Genomic DNA, 19,472 nt, shown 5'->3' on the forward strand with positions numbered 1-19,472 from the left:
ACGAACTTGTGATACGGCATATTCCCAATGCTTGACACGTTGAAACGTATTTGATATAATAGTTAAAGATATTTTCAGCTTTTTCCGCAAATGACAGCATAAATGAAAGCTGACTTTCGGATATTTGGCTCGTTTACATCAGCTGCGCAAGTGCGGAGTACGCTAAGGCTTTTTTACGCCTCAGTTTTACTGGGGCTTTTTTGCTGCTTAAAAAACGACAGCACTTTGCAGTATAATTTCAAAATAAGCAATGGTAAGACAAAAATGAAAGAAAAAAACAAATTTAAAATAAAAAGCATGATATTTCTGATCGTATGCTTCTGCATATTTTCTGCACTCAGCGGAGCGATATGCATAGAAAGGGAAAACAGAAGTCCTTCACCCTTAACTCCGGAGCATCTCAGTGATATTGATATCAGCCAGGCTTCAAAGCTTATGATAGTTGCTCACCCTGATGATGAGACAATATGGGGCGGAGCTCATTTGCTGGACGGCGGCTATCTTGTGGTATGCATAACAAACGGCTATAATACGCGCCGTGCTGATGAATTCCGCAAAGCTGTGGAGCAGTCGGGGAATACTCCGCTTATACTGAGCTATCCCGACAAGATATTCTTCAAGCGTGATGACTGGTCAGACTCAAAAGAGAAAATAGAGTCCGATATCAGTCTTATCATGTCTGTTAAGCATTGGGATATCGCTGTTACTCATAATCCGAAGGGGGAGTACGGACATATCCACCACAAGATGACCAATGCCCTTACGGTTCAGGCGTTCAATGAGACTCACGGAGCTGATAAGCTCTATTTTTTCGGAGATTACTATAAGGCTGCGGATATAGAAAAGGCTGGAGCTTCGGTCATACCCGATGAAATAATGCAAAAAAAGCAGGAGCTTTGTGATATTTACTCCTCTCAGGAGCGTACTATGAAAAAGCTCTCACATATGTTTCCTTTTGAGAACTGGAAGGAGTACAGCAAATGAATGCCAACTCAGACAAACTGAATTTTCGTTGTGATATTATAGCTGTGGTATCATTCATGCTGATGACTCTGCTAATAATACCGTCGTTCCTGTCCACGGATATGGTCTATGGTTCGCAGACAGACTGGGCTTCTCAGCATTATGCCATACCTGAATATTTCCGCACGCTTTTTTACGATACAGGTCAGCTGATACCGTCATATGCACCAAATATCGGCGGCGGAGAGAACATATTCTCGCTATCATACTACGGACTGCTCTCTCCGATCATACTTCCGTCGTATCTTTTCCCGTTTTTATCTATGGGAAAGTATATAATACTTGTATCTCTGATAGCAGCACTTGCGTCTGAATGTGAGCTGTATCTGCTTCTGCGCAGACGTTATACACCTTCAATAAGTCTGCTTACCACAACTTTTTTCGCACTGTCAGTTCCGCTGATACTTAATACACACAGGCAGATAATGTTCACATCATATATGCCTTTTCTGCTTATGACACTTCATGGTGCGGAAAGGTACTTCCGCAGCGGAAGGAAGGCAATGCTTGCAGCAGGAATGTTTCTGACGGCAATGTGCAATTATTATTTTATTCCTGCGGAAGCGGCAGCTGTTTTTGTATATGCCGTCTGGCTTATACTTGAGAAAAAAGGCAGACCTGACTTCAAAAAGCTCATACCTTTTTTACTGTACATGGCAGCAGGACTGATCGCAGCGACAGTGCTTACTCTTCCAACAGCATATCTTCTCGTTCAGAACAGAGATCCATCGGCAAATACCGTGTCGATAAAGGAGCTTCTCCCCACACTAAGGCTTGATAAGCTGACCTACTATAATTCGGCAATGGGACTTTCGGGCTTCGGTGTACTGGCTGTGTTTTATTTCCTGTTCAAAGGAAAAAGACATCAGCGCTTTGTGTCGGTGCTGATACTTTCTTTTTCAATTTTGCCCATAACCCTTTATCTGCTGAATGGAACTCTGTATACCGACCCGAAGGTGCTTTTTCCGTTTTTGCCTTTGGCTCTGACGCTGACGGCGGATATGCTTAACGGGCTGTCGGAATTCAGAAGCAAAAAGGCACTGATAATATTTGTGCTGTTTTCTGTAGCAGCATTCTTATTAGGCGGTATTACCCCTATGCTTGGCGCATACCTTGCAGATGCAGTTGCTTCTGCAGCCGCTGTGTACATATTCATAAGGACTCATAAGAGAATAGCCGTAGTGCTGACATTTGCCGTGCCTATGGCAGTATGTCTGTTTGCTAATAACTACGACAAGCTGACCTCGAGAGAGGGCTATGATACTGCAAATTCCAAGACTGTATACAGAATGTTTTCTGAGCTTCCCGATGATGACATATACCGCACGGCAGTGGATACGAAAAGGCTTTATACAGTAAATAAGGTCTATTCTCCGCGAAATTACAGCGACACCATTTATTCCTCGCTGCATTCGCCGTATTACAACAGCTTTTATTTCAATGAGATGTTCAACGAGAACGAATACCGCAATTCTGCGCTGACGGTTCGTTCAAAGAATATATTCTTCAATTCGTTTATGGGAGAACGCTACAGTATAACAAATCAGCCTGTTTCAATGTACGGTGTTGAGCAGGTAAAAGCTGAGGACGGATTTTATCTTTATGAAAATAAAAATGCCTTTCCTATGGTATATGTTCGCAGTAATGTGATGAGTGAGAGGCAGTACAAAGAACTGAAATATCCAGATAATATAATAGCGCTAATGAATTATACAGTTGTACCTCGGGATATTCCAGATGTTGAGTTCAATACAGAGCTTGAACCTGTTGATCTTGACGATCTGTTTGACAGCATTGTTTCGGAAGAACACAGCGGTGAAAAAGTCATCAGTGTCAATGACGGTATAGCGGAATTCAGCTATACTCTGCCTGAAAGTGTTCACGGTAAGCTGCTTTTGATGCGCTTTCATGTTGCCGATCCTGAGAAAAAGAACAGTTTTAACTGGGAGATCGGCGGAGATGTAAGAATAACCGTAAATGGTATCAAAAATACCCTCTGCAACCCTGAGTGGAAATACAAAAATGGCAACAACCTGTTTGAATATGTCATTTCTGATATGAGTGATGAGCTGGATATCACAGTTACAGGATCAGATGTACGCATCTCCGATATAGAAGCGTACACTCTCGAAGCCGAAAAATTAGACGCGCCTGTTTCTGCACTGATCCCGTTCAAAGCCGATATGTCCGCAACTCACGGTGATGTAATATCGGGAAGTATTTCAGCTGATTTTGACGGTATTGCAGCTACAAGCTTGGTTATGAACGACGGCTTTACCGTACTTGTTGACGGAGAAGAAGTCGAGCCAATGAAAGTTAATACTGCGTTTTTAGGATTCCCTGTAAAAAGCTCATCTCATAAAATAGAGATACGCTTTAAGGCACCGCTTCTCGGAGTTGGAAAAGCAGTTTCCGCAGTTGGTATAATTATGATAATACTGTGCTGTATCAGCGATATCATCAGTAAAAGGAAAAGTGCTGCTGATACTGTTTCGACTGAAAACAATATGAAATAAGAATGATCTCAGAAGTCCCCGCAAGTCGGGGACTTTTTCATATCAGTTTTTAGTTAATAATATTATATTTGTATATACTAACTCATTGATGCAAACTATAACAATTGATAATATTTAAACTGACGAAATAATAAAAAAGAACTTGACATATAAGTAATTATGTGCTAACATATGAATAGATGTTCATATGTTCGGCTGAACCGATTGCTTGAGCATATGACTTATATCAATGATACAGGGGGTAAACACCATGAGTGAAAAGGAAAGAAAATTCTTGTCTGTCAGTGGGCTGAAAAAGAGCTTTGGTAACGGTGACACAAAGCAGGATGTACTTAAAGGGCTGGATTTTACAGTTGCAAAGGGAGAATTCTGTGTACTGCTCGGGCCGTCGGGTTCGGGAAAATCCACGCTGCTGAATATACTCGGAGGTATTGACAGTGCAGACGCGGGGGAGATATACATAGACGGCGACAAGCTTGAAGATATGGACGAAAAAGGTCTTACAAGATACAGGAGAAAGCATCTTGGATATGTGTTCCAGATGTACAATCTGATACCGAATTTAAACGTTAAGGAAAATATTGAAACAGGCGCATATCTTTCCGACAAGCCGCTGGATATAGACGAGCTTCTGAAGATACTCGGACTTTACGAGCATCGCCACAAGCTGCCGAATCAGCTTTCGGGCGGTCAGCAGCAGAGAGTATCAATTGGCAGGGCTATCGTAAAAAATCCTGATATACTCCTTTGCGATGAGCCAACAGGTGCTCTTGATTACACCACATCAAAGGAAATATTGCAGCTCATAGAAGAGGTAAATCAGAAATACGGAAACACAGTGATAATGGTAACTCACAATGAAGCTATCAAGGAAATGGCAGACCATGTTATCAAGCTCCGTGACGGAAAAATAAGACATGATATAGTAAATACCCAAAAGACCGCTGCTGCCGACCTTGAGTGGTAAGGGGGCGACAGTATGGAAAAGAAAGGTATATCATTCGGCAAACGTCCCGGAAATCCGATGATAAAGCGTGTCTGGAAGGATATCTGGCGTGACCGCAAGCGCTATTTTATGATACTTCTTATGCTTGTGTCCACAATAGGCTTTGTTTCGGGAATGTATGTGGCGAATAACAGTATGCTTGGCACACTTGAAGAAAATGTAACTCAGCTGAAACGCGAAAGCGGACATTTTCAGCTTTCCGAAAAAGCTGATGCGGAGACTCTTTCCGCAATTGCAACAGGCGAGCTTGCAGACGTAGTGGCGATTTATCGTGAACGTGCATATTCCGAAGCTGAGGACGAGATAAAAAAAGCCGTTGACGAAGCGTTGGAAGAAGAGGTGGACAGTCAGGTACGTTCTGCTATTACCGAGCAGGTGGAAAAAGCAGTTGATGAACAGCTTGAAGCTGCGAAGAAAATGGGACAGCCGGTAAGTGACGAGGTAAGACAGTCCGCAATAGACGATGCTCTTGAAACTGCAATGTCGGAGAATTATGATAAAGCATACAAGGACGCAATTAAGGAGGCTGAGGACTCGGAGGAATATATAAAGGCTATTGACGAAGCGCGTGAAAAAGCTCATGAAGAGATAGACAGGAAGATCGACGAAAAATACACCGAGCTTGCAGACAGATATGGTCTTGACGAAAAATTTGATGCTGTACCTGTCACGGTATATGAGCTTTTCTACAAGGACGTTGAGGAGAAGAAGTCATCGGGTGCTGAGGAATCGACTATAAGGGTATATCCGCAGCGCAAAGATGTGGACTTATATGACCTGCTCAAAGGCAGAGCTCCCGAAAACGGGGATGAGATCATTATTGACCGTATGCACGCTGATAATGCCAAGATAAAGCTTGGCGACAAGATAAGCGCAGGCAATGCGGAATTTGAAGTAGTCGGACTTGCAGCCTTTGTGGATTATTCCGCACTCTATGAGAGCAATACGGATACCATGTTCGATTCCCTCACTTTTGATATCGCTATGACAACAGATGAAGGATTTGAACGCATCCGCGGCAATACACGTGCAAATTATGCCTACACCTACAACAGAGCACCTGCCGATGAATACGAAGAAAAGGAAATGGCAGATCATTTCCTTAAAGCACTTATAACTCAGGTCGCAGCCTCCGATAATGAAGAGCTTGAGATCAAAGATTACGTACCTGCCTATGCAAATCAGGCAATGACATTTGCTGAAAATGATATGGGCAAAGATAAAGCTATGGGCGGTGTACTTCTGTACATACTCACAGCTGTGCTTGCCTTCATATTTGCTGTTACCATAAGCACCACACTTGAAAAAGAGTCATCTGTTATCGGAACTCTCAGAGCATCGGGCTATACCAAAGGAGAGCTGCTGCGCTATTATATGAGTGCACCGCTTATGGTAGTAATAGTTGCGGCAATAATAGGAAATATTCTTGGCTATACGTTATTCAAGGGCGTTATAGTTGATATGTACTATAGCAGCTACAGCCTCCCTGCGTATAAGACGATATGGACTCCCGAAGCATTTGTAAAGACAACTATAGTACCGATAGTTCTTATGCTCATAATAAATTTTGTTGTTATTGTAAGGACATTGAAGCTTTCTCCGCTGCGTTTCCTGAGGAATGACCTTAAACGAAGCAAGCGCAAAAAAGCGATGCGCCTTCCAAAATGGAAATTTTTCGGCCGCTTCCGTATGCGTGTATTTTTACAGAATATCCCGAACTATCTCATGCTTTTTGTCGGAATAACATTTGTTATGCTGCTGCTTTCAATGGCGGTAGGTATGCCTGAGACACTGTCATATTATCAGGATAATATGGGCGATAGTATGTTTGCAAAGGATCAGATAATACTCAGCACTACAGAGGACGATGACGGTGTGACTATAACCACAGATAATGCCGAAGCAGAACGTTTTTCCATGACTGCGCTGGAAAGAAAAGATGATAACTATAACGAAGAGATAACAGTCTGCGGTGTTGAGAAGAACAGCAGATATATAAAGCTTTCACGCGGGTATTATGAAAATGCTGATGATAATTCGGTTTATATTTCGCAGGCGTATGCCGACAAATACAATGTCCGCAAGGGGGATACCATAGTTCTCTCCGAGAAATACGAGCATAAGGAGTACAGCTGGAAGGTGTATGATATATATGACTACACCGCAGGTATCACAGTATTTATGCCGAATGAAAGCTTTAACAGAGTATTTGAAAAGGACGAAAAAGATTTCAGCGGTTATATGAGCAATTCTAAGATAACCGATATTGACGAAGAGTATATAGCAAACGAAATCACAGAAGAAGATATGCTGAAGATAGCGCGTCAGCTCGATCAGTCAATGGGCGCATATATGGTCTATTTCCAGTATGTATGCATTATAGTTGCAGCGATAATACTATATCTGCTGACAAAGATAATCATAGAAAAGAATGAACGAGCAATTTCCATGACAAAGATACTTGGCTATGACAACAAGGAGATAGCATCGCTGTACCTTATACCTACGGCAATAGTAGTGTTCGTTTCCGAGTTTATCACGATATATCTTGGCTTTAAGCTAATGAACTTTTTCTGGAAGATAATGATGATGAGTATGAGTGGCTGGTTTGAATTTATCATGCCTTTCTCGGGCTATGTAAAGGAATTTGTAATGGTATTTGCAGCGTACCTGATAATCACGGTCATCGACTTTTTACGCATACGCAGGATACCGAAGGTACTTGCACTTAAAAATGCAGAATAAAACAAATATGATGAACAGGCTTTTGTGTCAATGATACAGAAGCCTGTTTTTTGTTGCAGTAACAGTGCTGAATCGAACTATAAACAATACAACTTTAGTGAATGAGAAGAATTTGTATTGTTGAAACTTGAATTATTATTGTCGTGTTGTACAAACAGGGGAAGGAAATTTTGTGTGTGCATACAAATTTCAGAAATATTCAAAAGTTGTATTTACAAAATATGAATAATGTGTTATGATGAAGAAAAATCAGGTGTATCATCTGCTTTTGGAGGTAAATATGGAAGATTATAAATATATGACTATAGTTGAATGGACGAAGGATTTTATAAGTTCAAGAAAACTAAAGCCTAAGGATCGCTTCCTTACAGAAAAGGAGCTCTGTGAGATACACGGTGTAAGCAGACAGACTGTCAGACAGGCGCTGAGCTGCCTTGAAAAAGAAAACATTATCTGTCGTGTAAGGGGCAGCGGAGCTTTTGTTTCGTCTGGCTATACAAAGAGCGAGCCTGTAGCGGGACAGATAAGGAATATCGGCGTTATCTCCACATATTTCAATGATTATATTTTCCCGAGCATAGTTACGGGCATAGAAAGTGTACTGAACGATTCGGGCTTTGCGATGCAGCTTGCGATAACTCATAACAGAGGCGCAGAGGAACGTCAGGCTTTGCAGAGCATGATCTCAGGCGGAGTGCAGGGACTTATCGTAGAACCGTCAAAGAGTGCTCTTCCGAATCCGAATACAGACCTTTATGAAGAGCTGAAAAGCAATAATATCCCTGTTGTATTCTTTAACGCAAAGTATCCGTGGTCGGATTGTCCGTGCGTTTCTCTTGATGATGAGGCGGCAGGAAAGATAGCTACAGACCGGCTCTTTGACTGCGGACACCGAAAGATCGCAGGAATATTTGCACTTGATGATATACAGGGGCACAAGAGATACAGCGGTTTCACAAAAAGTTGTATTGCCCACGGTATCAGGAATGCAGAGGATAATGTAATGTGGTTCGCAACTTCGGATAAAAACTCGGTATTTACCTCGGCAAGCACCAGACTTCTGGAGCTTATAAGTGAATCTACGGCATTTGTCTGCTATAATGACAACATAGCTATAAAGCTTCTTCAATTCTGCAAGGAGCATAATATAAGCGTTCCCGACGAATTGTCTGTAATCGGTATAGACGATTCAAAATTTGCATCTATATGCGATGTTCCGCTGACTACAGTGGTGCACCCGCAGCGAAAGCTTGGTGAGGCGGCTGCCGAAAAGCTTATAGATATGATAAATTCCTATCCGACGGATAACAGTGACATAATTTTTTCGCCTGAATTAAGGCTTCGTGAATCAGTAAAGAGCATTTGAGCTCGGTAGTTTAAAAAAATTTGTGGGGTATTATTATGAAAAAAAATATGGAGAAGGTTAATGACGTAAAACGAATCGACATAAAGAAAACCGAGGAACTGCTGCAAAGCGGAAGTCTCGAAAACTGCGATGACATGCTGGATATACTGCTTGACGAGGTCGGCTTTACAGCAATAGAATCTCTTATGCTCAGGCTGTATATATGTATGGAGATTTATGTTACCGCCTATGCTTTTTCGCAGAAGCTCGGTGTCAGCACCGAAAAATTCTATGAAAGCTTCGGTACAGCCGATGAGATCGGAAATGAACTGATGACTGTTGAGGATACTGTAAAATTCCTTCATACTCTTATCCGCGAATGCATAATATGGCGCATAGAAGCGGCAAAGGGAAGCAGCAGCAGTATAGTTGCAAAGGCAAAGGATTACATCGACAAAAACTACATGAACGATGAGCTTTCGCTTATCGTGGTAGCAGATGCTGTCGGACTCAGTCCTTCATATCTCAGTACACAGTTCAAAAAGGTGTACGGTCAGAATTTGTTTGAATATCTTGCACTGTCAAGAATAGCTCATGCACGTGAGTTGTTATGCTGTACCTCAAAAATGGTATACGAAGTTGCGTATGACGTAGGCTTCAAGGATTATCGGTATTTCAGCCAGATATTCAAGAAATACACGGGACAGACACCCAGACAGTTCCAGAACAGCGCTAATATTTGTCCGTAAAATATACTGGTAATGATATTCAAAAAATAATAAACATTTTGTGTAACATTTTCGGTTGTCATGTATGTACAAATTAGCTATAATGTAAGTACAAGTTAACGGCGAGGACGTTAATGACATAATAAATTCGGATGGAGGAATTTTAATTATGAAAATGAAAAAAGTCTTGGCAATGGCAGTAAGTACACTTCTTTGCGGTACTATGCTGGCAGGCTGCGGAAGCTCAAATGAGTCATCAAATTCAGGCAGCTCATCTAATTCAGAAACAACAACTGAAAAGAAAACAGATGCAGCAACAACTGTAGCTGACAGCGGCTCTGAAGATAACAATGGCGGCGGAAGCTCATCAGGTGATCTTATCAAGGTAGGCATCATCAATAACGATCCTAACGAGTCGGGCTACCGTACAGCTAATGTTAATGATCTGAAGGCAACCTTTACAAAGGAAAACGGCTTTGATGCTTCATTTGCTTACAGCCTTAAAAACGAAGAGCAGATCAATGCAGCTCAGAAGTTCATTCAGGACGAAGTTGATTATCTGCTTCTTTCAGCAGCTGATACAGCAGGCTGGGATTCAGTTCTCAAGGACGCAAAGGACGCTGGAACAAGAGTAATCCTTTTTGACCGTACAATTGATGCTGACGAGAGCCTCTACGATGCTTCTATCGTTTCTGATATGGCAAAGGAAGGTGAGCAGGCAGTTAAGTGGCTTGAGTCACAGGATCTTGCATCATATGACATCATTCACCTCCAGGGCGTTATCGGTTCGGCAGCTCAGAAGGGACGTTCAGGCGCACTCAATGATACTGCTGCATCAAAGGGCTGGAATATCATTACACAGCAGACAGCTGACTGGAATGCTGAAAAGGCACAGCAGATCGTTCAGTCAGTTATCGACTCAGGCAAGAAGTTCAACGTAATTTACGCTGAGAATGATGATATGGCAAAGGGTGCAGTTGCTGCACTTGACAGAGCAAACATCTCACACGGTGTTGACAAGGACGTAGTTGTTATAGGCTTTGACTGCAACAAGTGGGCACTTGAAGAGCTCCAGAAAGGCAACTGGAACTATGACGGACAGTGCAATCCTTTCCAGTCTACATACATCTTGGAAGTTATCGACAAGCTTGAAAATGGTGAGACCCTCTCTCAGAAAACCATTATCATGGACGAAAAGGGCTTTGATGCAAAGACTATCACAGCCGAAGATGTAGAAAACTACGGTATCTGATAATTTTTTTACAGGACATTAAATAATAAAATAAGTGCGGTGACGCGGTCGGATATTCCGTCACCGCACTAATTTTACAGTTTTTTTCGTTTAAACGGTACGAAAAAAGGCTGAAACTCACTTAGGAGGAAAAGCAATGCAGGAAAAATCATTGCTGGAAATGCGCGGGATATATAAGTCCTTTCCGGGAGTCAAGGCGCTTAGAAATGTGGATTTTACACTTCGTGAGGGTGAGATCCATGCGCTTATGGGCGAGAACGGTGCAGGCAAATCAACTCTTATAAAGGTGCTCACAGGCGTACATATAAAAGACAGCGGAGATATTTTTTTAAAGGGGCACAGCGGCGCTGTCCAGATACATTCTCCACAGGATGCTCAGAATCTGGGTATAAGTACAGTATATCAGGAGATATCACTTTGTCCGAACCTCTCAGTGGCAGAGAATATCTTCCTTGGCAGAGGAAAGCATGGTATCGTAAACTGGAGAAACATGAACCGCCATGCCGGAAAGCTTCTTGATTCACTTGGTATAGCGGTAAAACCAACACAGCAGCTGGCAAGCTGTTCTATAGCTGTACAGCAGATGGTAGCTATAGCAAGAGCAGTTGATATGGAATGCAGTGTGCTTATTCTTGACGAGCCGACTTCGTCTCTTGACGAGTCAGAGGTCGAAAAGCTTTTCGGGCTTATGAGACAGCTCAAAGAGCGCGGTGTAGGCATCATATTCGTAACACACTTCCTCGATCAGGTGTATGAGGTATGTGACAGGATAACTGTTCTGCGTGACGGACAGCTTGTAGGTGAATATGAGATAGAAAAGCTTCCTCGTGTACAGCTGGTATCAAAGATGCTGGGCAAAGAGCTTGATGATATGGCGGATATCAAGAATGATATCCCTGTGTTTGAGGAAAAGGACAAGGGTTACGTTTATGAAGCTGAGGGATTATGCAGTTCGGAAGGCATAAAACCATTCAATTTCAATATCCGCAAGGGCGAGGTAAACGGCTTTACGGGACTTCTCGGTTCGGGACGAAGCGAGTGCGTAAGAGCTATTTTCGGAGCTGACAAGGTAACAGGCGGAAGAGTAAAGGTAAACGGCAAGGAAGTAAAGATAAACAAGCCGATAGACGCGATGAAGAACGGTATTGCTTATCTTCCCGAGGATCGTAAGCGTGACGGAATAGTAGGCGATCTTTCCGTGCGTGATAATATCATACTTGCATTGCAGGTGAAGAAGGGCTTCTTCAAGCCGTTCACCAAGGCTGAGGCGATAAAATTCGCAGAAGAGTATATAAAGCTTCTTGATATCAAGACGGCGTCGGTGGATACGCCTATCAAGTCGCTTTCAGGCGGAAATCAGCAGAAGGTAATACTTGGACGCTGGCTGCTGACACATCCCGAATATCTTATCCTTGATGAACCGACCCGCGGTATCGACGTCGGTACAAAGGTAGATATACAGAAGCTTGTACTGAAGCTTGCTTCTGAGGGTATGAGCATAACATTCATTTCATCAGAGACCGATGAAATGCTTCGTACCTGTTCAAGACTGATGGTAATGCGTGACCGTAAGCTTGTAGGCGAGCTTACAGGTGATGAGCTTACCCAGAATACAATAATGAATACAATCGCAGGAGGTGGGCAGGAATGACAGCAAGACCAAAAACTGCTGAAAAAAGCTCTTTCTTGGCAAGTATCGTAAGAAAGCAGATATTTATTCCTATAGCTGCCCTGCTCTTACTTGCAATATTCAACCTGATCATGGATCCTTCATTCTTCAAGATAACTCTTGGACACAACATTGAAGGAAATCCCGTTCTTTCAGGAAATATCATTTCGATAATCGACTATGGCTCTGAGCTTGCGATCCTTGCCATCGGCATGACGCTGGTAACAGCAGCTTCACGCGGACAGGATATCAGTGTGGGTGCTGCCATAGCAATAAGCGGAAGCGTTGTTCTCAGGATCCTCTGCGGACCTAATGCAGATGCTGCCACGCTTCAGGCTCCTATAATAGTTGCATTCCTTGCAAGCTGCATTGTAGCAATGGCTTTCGGTGCTTTCAACGGAGCACTGGTATCCATATTCAGGATACAGCCAATGGTTGCAACACTTATACTCTTTACAGCAGGACGTTCCATAGCAGCATGGATAAACCATAACAAGCTTCCGGTAGTTAATGATAAAACGTTTGCCTATTTCGGGGGATATATTCCGGGTATACCGATACCCACACCGGTATTTATTGCAATAGCTTGCTTTATCGTTATATGGATTGTCCTGAAATTCACTACTCTGGGACTTTATGCACAGGCTGTAGGTATCAATGAAAAGACATCTCGTCTGAACGGTCTCAATCCTGCATTCATCAAGTTCATAACCTATGTTATACTTGGTCTCTGCGTAGCAGTTGCAGCATTTATCAAGGTAAGCCGTGTTTCGACTATCAACTATTCAGTAGTTGCAAAGGATATTGAAATGGACGCTATCCTTGCAGTCGCACTGGGCGGTAACTCACTCAGCGGCGGAAAATTCAGTATATCCGCTTCTATACTCGGAGCATATGTTATACAGTTCCTTACTACGACTCTTTACAAGTTCAACGTACAGGCAGACGCTCTTCCTGCTTACAAGGCAGTAGTAGTAATTTTACTTGTAATACTGAGCGCACCTATAGTACGTGAAAAATTATCAGCATTCTTCAAGAGCCTGCGTTCACCTGTGAAGGCAGAGAGCAAGAGCTGAAAAAAGGGCAGAAACGGAGGAATAATATATGCCGCAGAAAGACATGACTGTCGGTAAAACACGCCGACATCTGCTTAGAGGAATAACAGACACGAATCTGCTCATGTCGATAACGATAATCGTATTCATACTTATGTATCTTTATGCGATATTCGGACTTGGCGAAGGCTTCCTCAAAGCACAGACATTTTTCAATATGCTTAATGCGAACGCTGCACTTATCATACTTGCCTGCGGTATGACGCTGGTAATGATAACAGGCGGTATCGACATATCGGTAGGCGGTATGACCGCACTTGTGAGCATGAGCTCGGCCGTATTTCTTGATAAACACAGCGGAAGCGTTGCAGGCGCTATGCTGATATCACTTGGCATCGGACTTGCATTCGGACTTATACAGGGATTCCTTGTAGCATATCTGGATATCCAGCCGTTCATAGTTACGCTGGCGGGTATGTTCTTTGCAAGAGGTATGACTACCATTGTAAATCCTGATCAGTTCAATGTACAGAACGAGTCGTTTGTAAAGCTTAAAGAAACAAGAATAATAATCCCCGGAATGGGCTGGGTAAATAAAAGAGGTGTCTACATAGATGCTTATATAGAGATCGGCGTTATAGTAGCACTCATTATCGTCGCTGCACTTTTCCTCTTCCTTAAATGGACAAAGACAGGAAGAAACTTCTATGCAGTAGGCGGAAATAAACAAAGCGCACTTATGCTTGGAATAAACGTAAAGAGAACAACATTCCTTGCTTATCTTATGTGCGGAATTTTAGGTGGAATTGGCGGTTTTGTATATTTTATGCACGTAGGCTCGGGCTCTCCGTCTCATGCAACAGGTGCAGAGATGAATGCCATAGCTTCCTCCATCATCGGCGGAACAATGCTTACGGGCGGCGTCGGAAATATAGTGGGAACACTTTTCGGCGTACTTTCACTTGCTCTTATCCAGAATATAGTATCATCAGTAGGACTTGACGATGCTTGGTGGACAGGAATAACAAACGCATCTATGCTTTGTATCTTCCTTATAGTCCAGAGCATAATTATAGCTCAGCGTAAAAAGGCTAATCTTTCAGCCTCCAAGTCTGTTGTAACAAAAGGAGTAAAAAAATGAGCAGTGCAGATACAATAAAGGACGGTAAAGCTGTAATAGGCATTGAATTCGGTTCGACACGTATCAAGGCGTTACTTATAGGTGAGGACCGTGCTCCGCTGGCATCGGGAGTATACGACTGGCAGAACGAGCTGCTTGACGGCGTATGGACATACTCCCTTGAAAATGTCAGAAAAGGACTTCGTGACTGCTTTGCCGACCTGATGAAAAACGTTGAAGAAAAATACGGAACAAAGCTTGAGAAAGCCGCTGCAATCGGCATATCGGCAATGATGCACGGCTATCTCGTATTCGATGAAAAAGATGAGCAGCTTGTACCCTTTAGAACATGGCGCAATACCATTACGGAGGAAGCTGCTGAAAAGCTGACGGAAGCGTTCAGTTTCAATATACCTCAGCGCTGGAGCATAGCACATCTTTATCAGGCTATGCTCAATAAAGAGCCTCATGTGGGAAGAATATCATTCATGACCACCCTTGCAGGTTATGTACACTATCTTCTTACAGGTGAAAAGGTCATAGGAACAGGCGATGCTTCGGGAATCTTCCCCATAGCACAGGATACCTGTGATTATGATGCGGAAATGATGTCCGGATTTGATGCTCTTGCAAAGGGTACAGATCTTAAAGCAAAGCTTGCAGATATCCTGCCGCGCATAGTGCCTGTAGGCGAATGTGCAGGAAAGCTTACTAAGGCAGGAGCAAAGCTCCTCGACCCAACAGGAACTTTCAAAGCAGGAGTACCTTGCTGTCCGCCGGAGGGTGATGCACAGACAGGTATGGCTGCAACTAACAGTATCACACCGAAAACAGGCAATGTTTCGGCAGGAACATCTATATTCTCAATGATAGTTCTTGAAGAAAAGCTCAAAGCTGTTCACCGTGAGATAGACATTGTTACTACTCCATGCGGAGCGCCGGTGGCTATGGTGCACTGTAACAGCTGTACATCTGATCTTGATGTATGGTTCGGTATATTCGGCGAGCTTCTTAAAGAAGCAGGCTGCGATATGCCAAAAGGCAAGCTTTACGATCTGCTCTACGGTCTTGCAGCTGAAGGCGAAACAGACTGCAGCGGTATAGTGTCGTATAACTACTTTGCAGGCGAGCCCGTAACAGGAGTAAAGGACGGCAAACTGCTTATGATGCGTGATCCTGATTCAGCGTTCAATATAAGAAATCTTGTACGCAGCCTTGTTTATTCATGCATCGCTTCTTTAAAAGCAGGCATGGACATACTTACAGAGCAGGAGCACGTAAAGCTTGAAAAGATATATGCTCACGGCGGTTTCTTCAAGACTCCCGTGCCAAGTCAGAATTTCCTTTCGGCAGCTCTCGGTGCAGATGTTACACTTATGCAGACCGCAGGAGAAGGCGGTGCGTGGGGAATAGCACTTCTTGCAGACTACATGGTATGCAGAGAAAGCGGCGAGACTCTCGAGGATTACCTGAACAACAGAGTATTTGCCGATATGAAAGGAAATACAGTTTCTCCTAAGTCGGAAGACGTTGACGGAATAAACAAATATATGAAAAATTACCTTTCGGGACTTGCGTCAGTCAAAGCAGCCGTTTCCGAAAAATAGAAAGGATATGATATAGAATGAAATTTTGGTTTGTAACCGGCTCACAGTTCTTATACGGTGAAGAAACATTAAGACAGGTGGAAGAGGACTCAAAGAAGATAGTTGACGGACTTGATCTCCCGTTTCCTGTTGAATACAAAATGACAGTTAAGAAAGAGTCGGAGATAGAGCGTATAATAAAGGAAGCGAATTATGACGATGAGTGCGCAGGAATAATCACATTCTGTCATACATTCTCTCCCTCAAAGATGTGGATAAACGGGCTTGCACTTTTACAGAAGCCGTGGCTGCATTTCCACACACAGTTCAATGAGACTATCCCCAACGAGGGTATAGACATGGACTATATGAATCTTCATCAGTCCGCACACGGCGACAGAGAGCACGGCTTTATCGGAGCTCGTCTGCGTATGCCGAGAGCAGTTGTTGCAGGACACTGGAAGGACAAGAAGGTACAGGAAAAGATAGCAGAGTGGCAGCGCGCAGCAGTGGGAGCACTGTTCAGCAAGAGCCTTAAAATAGTGCGTTTCGGTGATAATATGCGTGAGGTTGCAGTTACCGAGGGCGACAAGATTGAAGCACAGCTCAAGCTTGGCTGGCAGGTAAATACCTTTGCAGTAGGCGACCTTGTTGAGATAATGAACGCTGTTAAAGACGCAGAGATCGACGAACTTATGAAAGAATACGCAGAGCTTTACGACTATGATAAGGCTGATGAAGAAACTATCAGATATCAGGCTCGTGAAGAGATAGCTATTGAGAAGATACTTGTACGCGAGGGTGCAAAGGCATTTTCAAACACATTCGAGGATCTTCACGGTATGCGTCAGCTTCCCGGACTTGCTACACAGCACCTTATGCACAAGGGCTACGGCTTTGGTGCAGAGGGCGACTGGAAAACAGCAGGTATGACAGCCATCGTAAAGGCGATGTATCCTGAGGGAAATACCTCCTTCATGGAAGACTATACATATGATTATAAGCATGAGCTAATACTCGGCTCACATATGCTTGAGGTATGCCCGTCCATCGCAGCTGACAAGCCGCGTATCGAGGTACATAAGCTCGGTATCGGCGGTAAGGAAGCACCTGCAAGAATAGTATTCGAGGGCAGAGCAGGTTCGGCAAAGGCACTGTCACTCATCGACATCGGCGGCAGATTCAGACTTATCTCACAGGACGTTGAGTGCGAAAAGCCATTCCAGTCAATGCCTAATCTTCCTGTTGCAAGAACTATGTGGAAGCCTGCACCTTCATTCCTTGAAGGTCTTGAATGCTGGATAATCGCAGGCGGAGCACATCATACAGTTCTGTCATATGATATAACAGATGAAACTGTACGTGATTTTGCACGTATCATGGGCATAGAACTTGTGGTCATCAATAAGGATACCACAAAGGAAAAACTTGAACGTGATATAATGATCGGAGATATGATATATGGACGTTAAGGACCTTAAAGAACGTGTCCTTAAAGCCAATCTGTTACTTCCAAAATACGGACTTGTGACATTTACATGGGGCAATGTGAGCGAATACGACCGCGAGAGCGGACTTGTTGCCATAAAGCCCAGCGGTGTTGAATATGATTCAATGACCGCAGATGATATAGTTATACTGACACTTGACGGCGAGAAGGTCGAAGGGGAATTATCGCCGTCAAGTGACACTCCTACCCATCTGGAGATATACAGGAATTTTGACGGAGTTTGCGGAGTAGTACATACCCATAGCCGATATGCAACTTCTTTTGCACAGGCTTGTGTTGGTATACCGCCTCTCGGAACTACACACGGCGATTATTTCTACGGTGAGATACCTTGTACAAGGGATATGACCGATGCAGAGGTAAACGGCGATTACGAGCTTGAAACAGGCAAGGTAATAGTTGAAGGCTGTCCCTCTTATGATAAGATCCCCGCTGTACTTGTGGCAAATCACGGACCATTCGCATGGGGCAAGGACTGTATGGAAGCTGTTCACAATGCAGTAGTTCTTGAAGAGCTTTCCGCAATGGCGTGGATAACAAAGACACTTCGTCATGACACTCCCAATATGCCACAGCGTCTGCTTGACAAGCATTTCTTCCGCAAGCACGGTGCGAATGCATATTACGGGCAGAAAAAATAATAAATCAGTTAGTCATTTCTCAAAATGAGATGAACCCCTCCAATAAAAAAGCAAAAAAGTCTCTGTTTTCAGAGACTTTTTTGTTTGCTTGAAATTCTTTGGTTTATGATGTATAATGTCTATAATAACTTTTACGGGGGAGTGAGTAATGAAAAAAATACCAAAGGAAATAAAAAACGATCTCTTTGGACTGGGTCTGTTTTTGCTGATAGGCGTAGTTTTTATGACCTTAGGTTTCTACCTGCTGATATCAAGGGTACAGACAAAGTCAAGGTGCGATACCGAGGTAAAAGCCGTTGTCGTCGATATGGTAACTTATAGATCACGCAGCGGACTAAAAAAGCATATCACATCTGCACCTGTTATTGAATATGAGTATAACGGAAAGACGTACAGATACACAAGTGATGTAGGTTCAAAGCCTGCGCGATATAAACGCGGAGACAGTTTTTCCATAATGATAGATTCACATTCTCCCGACATAGTCTGTATGCCAACAGACGATATCAACACCGTGTGGATAATTCTTATGATGCTTGGTGCAGCAGTATTCGGAATTATAGGCATCTGCGGTCTCGTTAATTTATTCAGGAAACGTGAATAACGGCGTTATTTTCTTTAAGGTCTGATATCCTGATATAAAAGTCCGCACTTTGTACAGTACCACATGAGCCTGCCCGTTCTGTACATTGGCAGATTTAACTGCAAATTCCATTCGGGGTACTGCTTGAACATCATTATGCTGTTGTCCGACACATAAGCCGCGAATGTTATATAGTGCTCCTTAGTCATCTCATGGTCGGAAGAAATATACCATTCACCGCCTATGTCCTCGACCTTGAGCATTTCATTCTCCTCAGCCTTTCGCGGCTCGGCAGGAGTAAGCTTATTCCCGCAGCAGGTAACTGCTGCTTCCGAAGTCGATGTAATGATATTACCGCATTTGCTGCACACGTAAAACTTTATTTTTTTCATATTACCTTTCTCACTTTCGTTTTTATCTACCTCACCTGACAGAAGCACCTGAACATCAGTCCCGAAAACCTCAGCCAGTGCAGAGAGCAATGACACATCGGGACAGCCGTTTCCGCGCTCCCATTTTGATACAGCCTTATTGCTTACATTTATGCGTTCTGCGAGCTGCTTCTGAGTGAGCCCCATTTCTGTCCTGAAACGTCTGATAAGCTCTCCTGTTTTAACCTGATCCATATTTATCACCTCTAAAAAGCTGAACGTTTATGCTTTTATTATATATTATAGAATTTAGTTAGTCAAT

15 protein-coding genes are annotated in these 19,472 nt (G+C 43.2%); 14 read left to right on the top strand and 1 reads right to left on the bottom strand.

The features are described from left to right. Window positions 1-264 precede the first annotated feature (264 nt). From L870_RS0114025 to L870_RS0114090, 14 genes are all read left to right on the top strand, one after another. On the top strand, window positions 265-984 hold the full coding sequence (locus tag L870_RS0114025) for a PIG-L family deacetylase (RefSeq protein WP_051411582.1): 720 nt from the start codon (window positions 265-267) through the stop codon (window positions 982-984). After that, window positions 981-3,539 carry a YfhO family protein gene (locus L870_RS0114030; protein WP_028518685.1) on the top strand — a complete coding sequence of 853 codons (2,559 nt, stop codon included), beginning with the start codon at window positions 981-983 and terminating at the stop codon, window positions 3,537-3,539. The genes L870_RS0114025 and L870_RS0114030 overlap by 4 nt, the downstream gene beginning before the upstream one ends. A 250-nt stretch (window positions 3,540-3,789) precedes the next feature. Next, window positions 3,790-4,506 (top strand): ABC transporter ATP-binding protein, encoded by a 717-nt coding sequence (locus L870_RS0114035; RefSeq protein ID WP_028518686.1) that lies wholly within the window; start codon window positions 3,790-3,792, stop codon window positions 4,504-4,506. 12 nt (window positions 4,507-4,518) lie between these two features. Continuing rightward, the gene (locus tag L870_RS0114040) at window positions 4,519-7,290 is read left to right on the top strand and encodes an ABC transporter permease (protein WP_028518687.1); all 2,772 of its coding nucleotides are present in this window, start codon (window positions 4,519-4,521) and stop codon (window positions 7,288-7,290) included. A 280-nt stretch (window positions 7,291-7,570) separates the two neighbouring features. Further along, window positions 7,571-8,656, top strand: a complete 1,086-nt coding sequence (locus L870_RS0114045; protein WP_037272518.1) for a GntR family transcriptional regulator — start codon at window positions 7,571-7,573, stop codon at window positions 8,654-8,656. A gap of 35 nt (window positions 8,657-8,691) precedes the next feature. Further along, on the top strand, window positions 8,692-9,384 hold the full coding sequence (locus L870_RS0114050; protein WP_028518689.1) for a helix-turn-helix domain-containing protein: 693 nt from the start codon (window positions 8,692-8,694) through the stop codon (window positions 9,382-9,384). Between the two features lie 148 nt (window positions 9,385-9,532). After that, window positions 9,533-10,615, top strand: coding sequence for a substrate-binding domain-containing protein (locus L870_RS0114055; protein ID WP_028518690.1), 1,083 nt, complete (start codon window positions 9,533-9,535; stop codon window positions 10,613-10,615). Window positions 10,616-10,751: 136 nt separating this feature from the next. Next, a complete protein-coding gene (locus tag L870_RS0114060) occupies window positions 10,752-12,266 on the top strand; it encodes a sugar ABC transporter ATP-binding protein (protein WP_028518691.1) in 1,515 nt (504 codons plus the stop codon). Then, on the top strand, window positions 12,263-13,360 hold the full coding sequence (locus L870_RS0114065; RefSeq protein ID WP_028518692.1) for an ABC transporter permease: 1,098 nt from the start codon (window positions 12,263-12,265) through the stop codon (window positions 13,358-13,360). The genes L870_RS0114060 and L870_RS0114065 overlap by 4 nt, the downstream gene beginning before the upstream one ends. Before the next feature lie 28 nt (window positions 13,361-13,388). Beyond that, window positions 13,389-14,480, top strand: coding sequence for an ABC transporter permease (locus L870_RS17825; protein ID WP_080676468.1), 1,092 nt, complete (start codon window positions 13,389-13,391; stop codon window positions 14,478-14,480). Continuing rightward, window positions 14,477-16,066: a xylulokinase gene (locus tag L870_RS0114075; protein WP_028518693.1), complete on the top strand. Its 1,590-nt coding sequence runs from the start codon at window positions 14,477-14,479 to the stop codon at window positions 16,064-16,066. Before L870_RS17825 ends, L870_RS0114075 begins: the two co-directional genes overlap by 4 nt. Before the next feature lie 17 nt (window positions 16,067-16,083). Continuing rightward, a complete protein-coding gene (araA, locus tag L870_RS0114080) occupies window positions 16,084-17,517 on the top strand; it encodes an L-arabinose isomerase (protein WP_028518694.1) in 1,434 nt (477 codons plus the stop codon). Continuing rightward, window positions 17,507-18,196, top strand: a complete 690-nt coding sequence (locus L870_RS0114085; protein WP_028518695.1) for an L-ribulose-5-phosphate 4-epimerase — start codon at window positions 17,507-17,509, stop codon at window positions 18,194-18,196. Before araA ends, L870_RS0114085 begins: the two co-directional genes overlap by 11 nt. A 148-nt stretch (window positions 18,197-18,344) precedes the next feature. Further along, on the top strand, window positions 18,345-18,800 hold the full coding sequence (locus tag L870_RS0114090) for a DUF3592 domain-containing protein (protein WP_028518696.1): 456 nt from the start codon (window positions 18,345-18,347) through the stop codon (window positions 18,798-18,800). 14 nt (window positions 18,801-18,814) lie between these two features. On the opposite strand, the gene L870_RS0114095 is transcribed toward L870_RS0114090, so the two are convergent. Then, window positions 18,815-19,405, bottom strand: a complete 591-nt coding sequence (locus tag L870_RS0114095; RefSeq protein ID WP_028518697.1) for a helix-turn-helix domain-containing protein — start codon at window positions 19,403-19,405, stop codon at window positions 18,815-18,817. Between the last annotated feature and the right edge of the window lie 67 nt (window positions 19,406-19,472).

The organism is Ruminococcus flavefaciens ATCC 19208, assembly GCF_000518765.1.
GTDB lineage: Bacteria > Bacillota > Clostridia > Oscillospirales > Ruminococcaceae > Ruminococcus > Ruminococcus flavefaciens.